The sequence below is a fragment of the Allobosea sp. TAB14 genome, from assembly GCF_052113865.1.
Taxonomy (GTDB): Bacteria; Pseudomonadota; Alphaproteobacteria; order Rhizobiales; family Beijerinckiaceae; genus Allobosea; species Allobosea spartocytisi.
This window is the reverse complement of sequence record NZ_JBFRDQ010000179.1, coordinates 1-11,901: the sequence shown is the minus strand read 5'-3', so window position 1 is coordinate 11,901 and position 11,901 is coordinate 1. Positions and strand designations below refer to the sequence as shown.

The following is an 11,901-nucleotide window of genomic DNA, read 5'->3' as shown; positions in this document are numbered from 1 at the left end:
CCGCCTTCCAGGAACTCAGCCTCGTCCGCGATCTTAGCGTGCTCGACAACATGCTGCTGCCGACCCCGCCGCGCGGGCCGCTCGGCCTGATCCGGCGGGCGGAGGCGCGCCGCACGGTCGAGGAACATCTTGATGCTCTCGGCCTCGGCGCCATCGACCCACGCTCAGAGATCCGCGACCTCGATCTCAACGAGCGGCAGAAGATCGAGATCGCGCGCGCGCTGTTCCGCAGGCCCCGCATCCTGCTGCTCGACGAGCCGACCTCGACATTGTCGGGCAGCGATATCGACTGGCTCGGCACGATCATCGCCAGGGGCAAGGCTCAAGGCGTCACCACCGTCTTCATCTCGCACCGCATGCGTGAGGTCCGCGCCTTCTGCGACCGCGTCACCGTCCTGCGGGGAGGCAAGCATATCGCGACGCGCCCGCTATCCGATGTCGGGGACGAGGAGCTGATCGGCCTCATCGCCGGCGGCAGCGGCGGCCATTCCTTTCCACCGCGCCCGCCGCGCAGCAGGCTCTCCGAGGAACCCGTGCTGGCGGCCACCGAGCTTTCGGTCGGCAACCGCCTCGACGGATTGTCCTTCGGGCTGCGACGCGGCGAGATCCTCGGCGTCGCCGGCCTCCAGGGCATGGGCCAGCTCGAACTGTTCTCGGCGCTCTTCGGCACGGCCGAGAGCCGCGGCGAAATCCGCATCGACGGCCGTCAGGTCAGCCTGACCTCGCCGCGCGATGCTCTCGATGCGCGGATCGGGATCGGCCTCGTGCCGGAGGACCGCAAGACGGAGGCGCTCTTCCTCAAGCTCGACGGCCGGCGCAACATCTCCTTGCCGGCAATCGAGCGCTACAGCCGCTTCGGCTTCGTCGACCGAAAGCGCGAGGAAACGGCGGTTGCCCGCGTCATGGCCCGCCTCAACGTGCAGATGCGCGCGCTCTGGACGCCGGTGAAGGCCTTCTCCGGCGGCAATCAGCAGAAGATCGCCGTGGCGAAATGGCTCTTCGCCGAAAGCCGCATCCTGCTGCTGTTCGACCCGACGCGCGGCATCGATGTCGGCACCAAGAACGAGATCTATGCGCTGATGCGAGAATTCGCGGCTGCCGGCGGCTCGATCCTGTTCCACTCGACCGAGACGGCCGAACTCGACCATCTCTGCGACCGCGTGATCGTGCTCTACCGGGGCAAGGCAGCGGCGCGGCTGGAAGGCGACGCGATCACGGAGGATGCGATCCTGCGCGCCATGCTCGGTAGCGAAGCCGGCGCGCTTGCCGCGCAACAGGCTTCGACGCTGGAGACCCTCTCGTGAGCGTGATCGCCTCCACGGCGCCGCAGGCCGCAAGCGCCTCCCTCGTCCGCGGCTGGCCCGACCGCCTGCGCGGACCACTGATCGCGATCGGTGTCTTCCTGCTCTGTCTCGGCCTCGTGCGCTGGCTCAGCGGCGGCACGCTCGGCTATTACGAGCTCGGCACGCTGGCCGCCGGCGGCGCGACGCTCGCGATCGCCGCGAGCGGCCAGACCATCGTGGTGCTGACCGGCGGTTTCGACCTGTCGGCCGCTGCCGTCATCTCGCTCGTCAACGTCACGCTCGCCGGGCAGATGCAGGACAGCCCCGGCTCGATGCTGCTGTGGACGCTCGCCGGCATCGGCGTCGGCGCGGCGACGGGTGCCTTCAACGGCCTGTTCATCGCGGGCTTGAGGCTCCAGCCCATCGTGGTGACGCTCGCCACAATGTTCATCCTGCAAGGCGTCACCCTCCTCGTGATGGACAAGCCCGGCGGGCAGATTCCGGGCAGCTTCGCGCAGGCCTTGACGGGAGACGCCATCCCCGGCCTGCTGCCGATGCCAGTGCTGCTGCTGGCGGCTCTCATCGGCCTGTGGCTTGCCTTGAAGAACACGCTCTTCGGCAAGGCGTTGCCGGCGCTCGGCTCCGACCGGGAGGCCGCCCGCGCCGCAGGACTCAGCGTCCGGCTGCACGAGTTCTTCGCCTATGTGCTGGCGGGTGGGCTCTATGGTCTGGCGGGCGTCTTCATCACCGCCCAGACGGGATCGGGCGATCCGCTCGTCGGCAACCCGATGCTGCTTCAGATGTTCGCGGCCGTGGTGCTTGGCGGCACCGTGCTGGGCGGCGGGCGCGGCGGCATCGTCGGCACGATCTTCGGCGCCTATGTGCTGATGCTCGTTGTCAACATCCTGCTCGTGCTCGACGTGCCCGCCTTCTACTCCTCGGTCGTCGAGGGCCTGATCCTCGTGCTGGCGGTCCTCGCCTCCTCCCTGGCGCGCGATTCCGTGCTGGCTCGCACGCTGCGCCAGGGTCTTGCTCGCGCCGCCGCCCGCCGGGTCGGGCGCCTGCCGCGCCAGCTCGATCTGCCTCCCGCCCGCATCGCCCTGCCGATGCAAGATCCGGCGATCGAGCGCCCGGCCTGGTGGCGCCGCCATGCCGAAGCGCTACGCAACGCGGTGCCGGCCTATCTGTGCTTTGTCGCCGTCCTCGTGGTGACACAGTTCGTGCTCGGCAACACGATTGTCTCCTGGCCCTATTACGACTCGCTGATCGTGCTCGGCTGCTTTCTCGCAGTCCTCGCGCTCGGACAGGGCGCGGTGATCCTGACCGGCGGACTCGACCTGTCGCTGCCCTGGACCATCGGCCTTTCCGGCATCCTCTGCGCCGGCCTGCTCTCGGGCTCGGATGCCGCGCTGGTCTATGCCGTGCCCGCCGTGCTCGCGCTCGGCGCGCTGATCGGCCTCGTCAACGGGCTCGGCATCGTCGCGCTCGGCCTCTCGCCGATCGTGATGACGCTGGCAATGAACGGCATCCTGCAAGGAGCGGCGCTGGTCTATTCCGGCGGGACGCCAAACGGCTTCGCCTCGCCCGCCTTGCGCTGGTTCATGACCGCGAAAATCTTCGGCGTGACGCCGGTCGTGCCGCTCGTGGTGCTTTTCGCTGCCGGCGCCTCGATCCTGCTCGGACGCACCGTCTTCGGCCGGCGGATCTACGCCATCGGCAATGGCGAGCGCCCGGCGGAGCTTTCCGGCGTTCCGGTCAAGGCGACGCTGGTCAAGGTCTACATGCTCTCGGGCGCCTGCGCCGCGCTGGTCGGCATCATGCTCGCGGGTTTCTCCGGTCAGGCTAGCCTGGGCATGGGCGACGACTACCTGCTGCCCTCGATCGCGGTCGTCGTGGTCGGCGGCGCGCTCATCACCGGCGGGCGCGGTTCCTATCTCGGCATGCTCGGCGGCGTGCTGCTGCTGACCGCGCTTCAGACCCTGCTCGCCGGAACCACCCTGCCCTATGCCACGCGCGCCATCCTCTACGGCGTCGTGGTGCTCGGCGCCGTCGTGGCGCTGCGCGAACGCGCGCATTGAGGAGACGCAAGACGATGCCAGCACTCGCCCTGAAGCCCGGCCTTCGCGTCGTCGTCACGGCCGGCGCCTCCGGGTTTCTCTGCACGCGGCTTGCCGTGCCGATGCTGAAGGCGGCGGGCGGTGGCGCCATCGTCAACATGTCGTCCTCCGCCGGGCGCTTCGGCTACGCCTTCCGCACCCCCTACTCCGCCGCGAAATGGGGCATCATCGGCCTGACGCAGTCGCTCGCGAAGGAGCTGGGCCCGGCCAATATCCGCGTCAACGCCATCCTGCCCGGCATCATCAAGGGCCCGCGCATGGACGGCGTCATCCAGGCCCGCGCCGACCAGGTCGGCGTGCCCTTCGAGGAGATGCGCGAGCAATATCTCCAGCGCATCTCGCTGCGGCGCATGACCGAAGCCGAGGACGTCGCCGCGATGACGCTCTTCCTGCTGACGCCGGCCGGCGAAAACCTCTCCGGCCAGTCCTTCCCCGTCGACGGCAATCTGGAGTCGCTGTGATGCGAACGAGCATCGTCGGATCTGGCCTGATCGGTCGCTCATGGGCCATCAGTTTCGCCCGTGCCGGACATGAGGTGACCCTCTGGGACCGAGACCCTCAGGCGCCGCATGCGGCGGTCGCGTTCGCTGCCTCCGTGCTGCCGGAGCTGGCGGCCAACGACCTGCTCGACGGACAGGAGCCGGCCGCGGTGCTGGCGCGGCTGAAGCCGGTCGAGGCGCTGGACGAGGCGCTCGCCCATGCGATTCATGTGCAGGAGAGCACGGCCGAAATCGTCGAGAGCAAGCGCGCGATCTTCGCCGATCTCGACCGGCTGGCGCCGCCGCAGGCCATCATCGCCAGCTCGACCTCGGCGATCCTGCCTTCGCGCTTCATGGACCATGTCGCAGGCCGCGCCCGCTGCCTCGTCTGCCACCCGATCAACCCGCCCTATCTCGTGCCGGCGGTCGAGGTCTGCCCCTCGCCCTGGACGGCGCCGGAATCGGTCGAGAAGGCCGCCGCCTTCATGCGCGGCTGCGGACAGCAGCCGCTGGTGATGAAGCGCGAGATCGACGGCTTCATCATGAACCGGATGCAGGGCGCGCTGCTCGACGAGGCGTTCCGGCTTGTCGCCGACGGCATCGCCGATGTCGAGGATGTCGATATCGGCATCCGCGAGGGCCTCGCGCTGCGCTGGTCCTTCATCGGCCCGTTCGAGACGATCGACCTCAATGCGCCCGGCGGCGTGCGTGACTACGCCCAGCGCTACCAGCACATCTATAGCGGCATCGCCGCCGAGCTCGCCGGCCGCCGCGCCGACTGGAGCGGGCCGCTGATGGACACCGTCGAAGGCCAGCGCGCTGCGCGCCTCTCCCGCGACGACCTCGCCCAGCGCCAGATCTGGCGGGACCGGCGCCTGATGGCGCTCGCCGCCCATAAGCGCGCCGCCGCGCGCGACATCGGAGAATAGGAGCCTATCATGGCGAAAGCCCGCAAGGTCATCATCTCCTGCGCCGTCACCGGCGCGATCCACACACCCTCGATGTCACCCTACCTGCCGGTGACACCGGAGGAGATCGCGGACGCGGCGATCGGCGCGGCAGAGGCCGGCGCCGCGATCGTCCATCTGCACGCTCGCGATCCGCAGACCGGCGCGCCGGACCAGACGCCGGAGGCCTTCGCCCGCTTCCTGCCAATCATCCGCCAGCGCAGCGATTGCGTCGTCAACATCACCACCGGCGGTGCCCCGACCATGACGATCGAGGAGCGTGTCAAACCGGCCGCGACCTTCAAGCCGGAGCTCGCTTCGCTCAATCTCGGTTCGATGAATTTCGGCCTCTTCGGCATGCTCGACCGCTTCAAGGACCTGAAGCATGAATGGGAGCGGACCTATCTCGCCAACAAGGAGATCATTTTCCGCAACACCTTCGGGCAGATCGAGCACATCCTGACCACCTGCGCCGGCAGCGGCACGCGCTTCGAGTTCGAGTGCTACGACACCGCCCATCTCTACAATCTCAAATACTTTCTCGACCGCGGGCTGGTGCAGGGGCCGCTCTTCATCCAGACGGTGTTCGGCCTGCAGGGCGGCATCGGCAACCACCCCGACGACATCGCGCATATGAAGCGCACGGCCGACCGGCTGTTCGGTGACCAGTATCGCTGGTCCGTGCTCGGGGCGGGCCGCAACCAGATGAATGTCGCCGCCATCGCCGCGGCCCAGGGCGGCCACGTCCGCGTCGGGCTGGAGGACAGCCTCTGGCTCGGGCCGGGGCGCCTCGCCGAGACGAATGCCGATCAGGTTCGCCGCGTGCGGTTGATCCTGGAAGGGCTGGGGCTGGAGATCGCCACGCCCGACGAGGCGCGCGCGATGCTGGAGCTCAAGGGCGGCGACAAGGTCGCATTCTGACGACACCGACRGGGAGGATAGCATGCGCATCGAAGTGCTGGTCGACGTCAAGACGACGCTCGGCGAAGGCCCGCTCTGGGACGTGGAGCAGGAGCGGCTCTACTGGATCGATTCCTTCGACGGCCGGGTGTTTCGCGCGACCGTCGACGGACGCGAAGTGCGCGCATGGGACGTGCCGCAGAAGATCGGCTCGATGGCGCTGCGCAAGGATGGCGAGGGCGCGATCGTCTCGCTGCAGCGCGGCTTCCATGCGCTGGATTTCAAATCCGGCGAGATCACGCTCATCCAGGATCCGGAGCCTGACCAGCCCGCCAACCGCCTGAACGACGGCAAGGTCGACAAGCGCGGCCGCTTCGTCGCCGGTTCGATGGACACGCAGGAGGAAGGCGCCAACGGCGCGCTCTACAGCCTCTCGACCGACTTCAAGGTGACGAAGCTCGACACCGGCATCGTCTGCTCGAACGGTCCGTGCTGGAGCCCGGACGGCAAGACCTTCTATTTCCAGGATACCTGGTCCGGCGAGATCTGGGCCTATGACTACGACCTCGACAGCGGCGCCGCCACCAACCGGCGGGTCTTCGCCAAGGTGGATACCTCGAAGGGTGGCGCGGCGGACGGCTCGACCGTCGATGCCGAAGGCTATCTCTGGAACGCGCTGGTCTATGACGGGCGGCTGGTGCGCTACGCGCCTGACGGCAGCGTCGATCGCATCATCGACCTGCCGGTCAAGAAGGTGACGAGCGTGATGTTCGGCGGCCCCAACCTCGACATTCTCTTCGTGACCTCGATGGCGAAGCCCCCGCTGCCGCGCTTCCCGGACGACGGGGTGCTGCGCGGCAGTCTGTTTGCGATCCACGATCTCGGTATTCGCGGCCTGCCGGAGATGCGCTTCGGGGCGTGAAGAATCCCGGCGTTCGAACTGGACCGGGCAGTCAACCGGGGTTCGCGCAGCGGCTCAAACGGCAGCTCCGTCCGAGACCGAAAAGCCGCGCGGCGAAGGATTGCCAACGCGCGTGCGACACACCCTGTCACGGCGCTCGCGCCCGTAGAGGGAGCATGGCCGCRAGCAGATGACTCAAGGTCCGACGGCAGGACGAGTTCGTCGTCAACGCTCCCCTTCCCTTGCCTTGTCCACTTCTGGTGTGGCTGGAGCAGCCATGCCATCCTGCCCGCAGCGGCGGAGGAAGTGGCAATGGAGTTGAAGTGGCTGGAAGACATCCTGAGCCTGTCGACGACGCTCAGCTTCTCGCGCTCCGCCCGTGAGCGGAACATCACGCAATCCGCCCTGAGCCGCCGGGTCAAACAGCTGGAGGAATGGCTCGGCCTGCCGCTGTTCGACCGAAGCAGTTATCCGATCCGCCTCACCGAAGCCGGCCGGACGTTCCTCCCGCGTGCCCAGGACATCCTCAGGCAGGTGCAGGACGCGCGTCGGGAGGTGCGCCGGCAGCACGAAGACGAGTCGGAGACGCTGACCTTCGCCACGCTCAACACCCTGTCCCTGACCTATTTCCCCAGCCTGATGCGCCGCATCGAAGACAAGCTCGGTCCGCTGAAGACGCGGTTCTGCGATCAACGCTCATCCTTCGACGGCAATGTCGCCCTGCTCGATCGTGGCGAATGCGATTTCCTGCTAACCTATGCGCATCCGGCCGTGCCGCCCGAACTGGACGCCGAACACTTCGTCTACCGCCACCTCGGCGCCGAACGAGCAATCCCCGTCTCGATCCCCGACAGCGCTGGCGAGCCGCTCCACGCCTTCCGCTCCGGCGATGCGCCGGTGCGCCTGCTGAGCTATGGCAACGCCTCCTTCTTCGCGCGCCGGCTCGCCTTGCTCTTCGCCGAGCGGCCAACGCCGCTGGTCACCGTCTACGAGAATCCGATGTCGGTTGGCCTCAAGGCCATGGTCCTGGCCGGACACGGCGTCGCCTGGGTGCCCGAAAGCCTTGTCGTCGAGGAATTGCGCAGCGGCCAGCTCGTGCCGGCAGCCGACCCCTCATGGTATATCTCGGCCGAAATCAGGCTCTACCGGGCAAAGCAGCGGAGTCGCCTTCCCGTCGAGCAGTTCTGGGCCGCCATCGCGGGTGACGGCCAGCCGGCACACCCGGACGATCCGCCCCGTCCTGCCGTCAGTCGACGCGGCTATGCCCGCCCGGCTTCCGCGGGCTCCGACAGCAAGCTGTCGAGATCGGCCATGGCGTCGATATCGGCGAGCCGGGCGTAAAGTGCGGCGGCGCCCGGCATCCCGGAGCAACAATCTCGGAACTTCGCTTCCCGGTCGGCATCGTCGAACGGATCGGCGATCGAACCCTTCGCCTCCAGCCGATCGGCCTTGAGCACGCGCCCGTCCTTGAGGCTGATGGTGACGCGATGCGGCTGGCGCCCCGCCGCCTCCTCGCTCTTGTCGTAGGATCGCATCACCGTCAGCGACAACAGCCGCCGGACCTCCGGGCGCGCGACCGCTTCCGGCGTGAAATCGGCCAACGAAAGCCGGTCCTGCAAGAGCGCGAGCGCGACGCAGTAATGCATCGAGAAGCGGCCCTGCATCTCGTCCTGCGGATCGGGATAGGCGAGATTGCGCGCATTGGCGATGCCGACCAGCGTGTCCACCGCCTCGACATCCGCGGCGGAGAAGCCGTGTTTTGCCTTGAGGTCGAGGATCGCATCGACCGCAAGGTGCGTCGAGCCGCAGCAGGGATGGCGCTTCGGGGTCAGTCCGTCGCTTTCGATGACATGCGGCGCTGCCAGCACCATCCGCTCCCAGCCGACGGCGCTGTCGTCGCCGAACAATTCGGCAAAGCCCATCGGGCATTCCAGGATGTCGAGGCGCCCGGTCATCCCCGCTGCCGCGAGTGCAGCCGCATCGACGGCATTGCGCGCCGCGAGCCCGGCATGCAGCGGCTTGGCCGGSGTSCCGAACTGSCCCTTSGGSCCGGCYGCCATGCTKGCSGCWACGCTCATSGCGCGGGCGATGCCCGCCSCRTCGAGYCCCATCAGCCAGGCCGTGCCCGCCGCCGTCCCGATCGCACCGACCGTCGAGGTCGCGTGCCAACCGATGGTGTAATGCGCCGGGTTGATGCCGCGCCCGACGGCGGCCTGCGCCTCCAGCCCGACGAGATAGGCGTCGACGAAGGCCCGCCCGCTCGCCCCGCGCCCCTGCGCCACCGCGAGCAGCGCCGGCACCAGCACCGCCGAGGCATGGGTGATGCCCGGCCTGAAATTATCGTCATAATCGAGCGCATGCGCCGCCGTGCCGTTGACCAGCGCGGCGATCGCCTCCGTCGCCCTGCCCCCGCCCGCAACCGCCGCAGCGCCCCGCGGGCCGATCCCGGAAGCGAAGGCCTGACGCACGGCCTGTGTCGCCTGATCGCCAACCCCGGCCAGCATGCAGCCCACGGTATCGGCGATGGCGTGATGCGCTCGTAGTCGGGCCAGTGGCGAGAAGGCTGGCGCGGGGCGGCTCCACTCCGCGATACGTTCGATGGCGCTCGGCATGATTACTCCCGGTCGGTCTTGCGATGGCAAACGCTGCTCAACCCTGCCGACGCGCTTCCAGGATCAGGCGCAGCAGGCGGCCGAAGGCGAAACGGCTCACCTCCGTGCCCTTGATATCGGTGTCGACGCGGTGGGTGATCACGAGATCGAGCGAGGGAATGACGAGACAGGTCTGCCCGCCGACGCCCTGGGCGCTGTAGCTGCCGGCCGGCAACACGACTCCGGGGAAGCCCGTGCCGGAGCGCTCGGTCCACCACATATAGCCGTAGCCGCCGCGCGGCCCGGCATCGGAGAGCGGCAGCACGCTGGTCGCGACCCAGTTGGCCGGCACGACCTGTTCGCTCTGCCAGCGGCCCTGCCGCAGGAACATCAGGCCGAAGCGGGCGAGGTCGCGCGTCGACATCCGGAACGGATAGGCGGGRTGAACCGAGCARTCGTCSGGCTCSAKCCAGCCGTCGCGMCGYTCSYCGTCGARGCGGAAATCCTSCATGCCGAGCGGGCGGCCGATCCGCGCCAGGAAATCGTCATGGATGCCGGCGCCGGTCAGCGCCGTGAAGATCGTGCCGAGCGCGTTGAAATCCCAGTTGTTGTACAGCCAGAAGCTGCCCGGCGGCTGCGAATGGCGCGGCGGCTTGATCGACTTCATCCAGGGCGATTCATAGCCGGCTGGATGGAAGATGCCGGAGCGTGCCGTCAGCAGGTCGTAGATCGTCGCGGCCTTCTCCAGGGCGCTGAGGCCTTCCTTGTCGTCGATGCCGAGATCGGCGAGCGTGCGCGACAGGTCGATCCGGCCCTCCTCCTCATGGATGCCGATCAGGGCGCTGAGGAAGCTCTTGCGGACGGAATGGCACTGGTAGCGATGGGCGAGATCGCCGCGGCTCGCCACCACGCGCCCGCCCTGCACGATCATCAAAGTCGCCGTCGAGATGGTATCGGCGAAGCGCCAGGCCCGGTCGAGCCCCTCGCGCGACCAGCCCGCCGCCTCCGGCGCCACGCTCTCCCAACCGTTCGCCGGCCAATGTTCCGCGCCCAAAGCTTCGCCCATCATGCCTGCCTCATCCATATCCTGATCCGTCGAAACCCGGCCGCTCACGCGATCGGGCGATAACCGACGCTCGCCTCGAGGAATTCGCGCGTATAGGGCTCATGCGCCCGGCCGGCCCTGACGTCGGCAGCGCTCATCTCCTCTAGAATGCGGCCCTCGCTCATCATCGCGACGCGCTCGCAGAGATGCGTCACGACCGCGAGATCGTGGCTGACCATGAGATAGGTCAGGTCGCGGTCGCGGCGGAGCTGCTTCAGCAGGTTGAGGATTTCGGCCTGCACGGAGACGTCCAGCGCCGAGGTCGGCTCGTCCAGCAGCAGCAGCTCCGGCTCGATGATGAGCGCACGCGCGATCGCGACGCGCTGGCGCTGSCCGCCCGARAGCTCRTGCGGGAAGCGATAGCGGAAGGACGGCCCGAGGCCGACGGCGGTCAGGATCTCGTCGATGCGCTCCTGGGGCCGGTCGAAGCCGTGGATCTTCAGCGGCTCGGCCAGCACGTTCTGCACCATCTTGCGCGGATGMAGCGAGGAATAGGGRTCCTGGAASACCATCTGCACSCGMCGGAAGAAGSCCTTGTCGCGCTTGTGCGGCACCTCCCGATCCTGGAACCTGATCGTGCCGCCATACTCGCTGTTGAGCCCGGCGAGCGCGCGCAGCACGGTCGACTTGCCGCAGCCGGATTCGCCGATCAGCCCGAAGGCTTCGCCATGGCCGAGCGTGAAGGAGACATCGTCCACGGCCTTCAGCATTGAGCTGCCACGACCGAAGACGACCGAGAGATGGCTGACCGTCAGCGCAGCCGGGCGGTTCACCGCCGGAGTCGTGTCGACAGCGCTCATGCCCGGCTCCCGCTCTGCAAGGTCGGCCCGTCCAGCCAGGCCGGGTCGCGGCTCGGCACCTGCAGCATGTCGGCCTGCCGGTCGAGGCGCGGCAGGCTGTCGAGCAGCGCGCGCGTGTAGGGATGGCGGGCATTGCGCAGTTCCCGCGCCGGGATGTCCTCCATGATCCGGCCGGCATACATCACCAGCACGCGGTCGCAGAAATCCGCCACCAGATTGAGGTCGTGGCTGATGAAGATCAGCCCGGCGCCGCGCCGGGTCACCAGCTCGTCGAGGATGCTCAGAACCTGCCGCCGGATCGTGACGTCGAGCGCCGAGGTCGGTTCGTCCGCGATGATCAGGTCGGGCTCGGGGATCAGCATCATCGCGATCATGATGCGCTGGCCCATGCCGCCCGAGACCTCGTGCGGGAAGAGCCTGAAGACGCGGGCGGGRTCGCGGATCTTCACCGCCTCCAGCATGGCGAGCGCTTTGGCTTCCGCCTCCTTGCCGCCGACCTTGTGGTGCAGCCGGTAGGCCTCGGTGATCTGCTCGCCGACCCGCATCAGCGGATTGAGTGAGAATTTCGGGTCCTGCAGGATCATCGAGATGCGGTTGCCGCGGATGGTCCGCATCTGCCGCTCGCTGGCGGCGAGCAGGTCGATCCCGTCGAAGGACAGCTTCCTGGCGGAGATCGTCGCCGCCTTCGGCGTCAGCTTCAGGATCGTGCGCCCGGTCAGCGACTTGCCCGAGCCGGATTCGCCGACGATGCCGACCTTCTCGCGGCCGATGCTGAAGG

Annotated in this window: 10 protein-coding genes and 1 pseudogene; 7 read left to right on the top strand and 4 right to left on the bottom strand. The window is 68.2% G+C overall.

The features are described from left to right. From AB4Y99_RS21970 to AB4Y99_RS21940, 7 genes and pseudogenes are all read left to right on the top strand, one after another. Positions 1-1,304 (top strand): sugar ABC transporter ATP-binding protein (locus tag AB4Y99_RS21970; RefSeq protein WP_441524815.1); only part of this gene is annotated, 1,304 nt, incomplete at its 5' end. Continuing rightward, positions 1,301-3,361 (top strand): ABC transporter permease, encoded by a 2,061-nt coding sequence (locus AB4Y99_RS21965; protein WP_441524814.1) that lies wholly within the window; start codon positions 1,301-1,303, stop codon positions 3,359-3,361. The genes AB4Y99_RS21970 and AB4Y99_RS21965, both read left to right, overlap by 4 nt. A 74-nt stretch (positions 3,362-3,435) precedes the next feature. Continuing rightward, a pseudogene (locus AB4Y99_RS21960) lies at positions 3,436-3,861 on the top strand (SDR family oxidoreductase); the annotation flags it as partial. Beyond that, positions 3,858-4,808 (top strand): 3-hydroxyacyl-CoA dehydrogenase, encoded by a 951-nt coding sequence (locus AB4Y99_RS21955; RefSeq protein ID WP_441524813.1) that lies wholly within the window; start codon positions 3,858-3,860, stop codon positions 4,806-4,808. The pseudogene AB4Y99_RS21960 and the gene AB4Y99_RS21955, both read left to right, overlap by 4 nt. Positions 4,809-4,817: 9 nt before the next feature. Then, positions 4,818-5,747, top strand: coding sequence for a 3,5-dioxohexanoate:acetyl-CoA acetone transferase (gene kce, locus AB4Y99_RS21950; protein ID WP_441524812.1), 930 nt, complete (start codon positions 4,818-4,820; stop codon positions 5,745-5,747). A gap of 22 nt (positions 5,748-5,769) precedes the next feature. After that, positions 5,770-6,648: an SMP-30/gluconolactonase/LRE family protein gene (locus AB4Y99_RS21945; RefSeq protein ID WP_441524811.1), complete on the top strand. Its 879-nt coding sequence runs from the start codon at positions 5,770-5,772 to the stop codon at positions 6,646-6,648. Positions 6,649-6,939: 291 nt separating this feature from the next. Continuing rightward, entirely contained in the window at positions 6,940-7,968 is a 1,029-nt protein-coding gene (locus AB4Y99_RS21940; protein WP_441524810.1) for a LysR family transcriptional regulator, read from the top strand. Here AB4Y99_RS21940 and AB4Y99_RS21935 read toward each other — a convergent pair. The 4 genes from AB4Y99_RS21935 to AB4Y99_RS21920 all read right to left on the bottom strand — a co-directional run. Next, a complete protein-coding gene (locus AB4Y99_RS21935; protein ID WP_441524809.1) occupies positions 7,887-9,239 on the bottom strand; it encodes an MmgE/PrpD family protein in 1,353 nt (450 codons plus the stop codon). The two genes, AB4Y99_RS21940 and AB4Y99_RS21935, sit on opposite strands and share 82 nt — an antisense overlap. 37 nt (positions 9,240-9,276) lie before the next feature. Continuing rightward, complete coding sequence (locus tag AB4Y99_RS21930; protein WP_441524808.1) at positions 9,277-10,302, bottom strand: serine hydrolase domain-containing protein; 1,026 nt, start codon at positions 10,300-10,302, stop codon at positions 9,277-9,279. Between the two features lie 26 nt (positions 10,303-10,328). Further along, positions 10,329-11,123, bottom strand: a complete 795-nt coding sequence (locus AB4Y99_RS21925) for an ABC transporter ATP-binding protein (protein WP_441524807.1) — start codon at positions 11,121-11,123, stop codon at positions 10,329-10,331. Then, positions 11,120-11,901 (bottom strand): ABC transporter ATP-binding protein (locus AB4Y99_RS21920; RefSeq protein WP_441524806.1); only part of this gene is annotated, 782 nt, incomplete at its 5' end. The genes AB4Y99_RS21920 and AB4Y99_RS21925, both read right to left, overlap by 4 nt.

Coding starts and splice junctions, on each gene's coding strand:
- kce (WP_441524812.1), top strand. CDS start 4,818: ATGGCGAAAGCCCGCAAGGTCATCATCTCCTGCGCCGTCACCGGCGCG.
- AB4Y99_RS21945 (WP_441524811.1), top strand. CDS start 5,770: ATGCGCATCGAAGTGCTGGTCGACGTCAAGACGACGCTCGGCGAAGGC.
- AB4Y99_RS21940 (WP_441524810.1), top strand. CDS start 6,940: ATGGAGTTGAAGTGGCTGGAAGACATCCTGAGCCTGTCGACGACGCTC.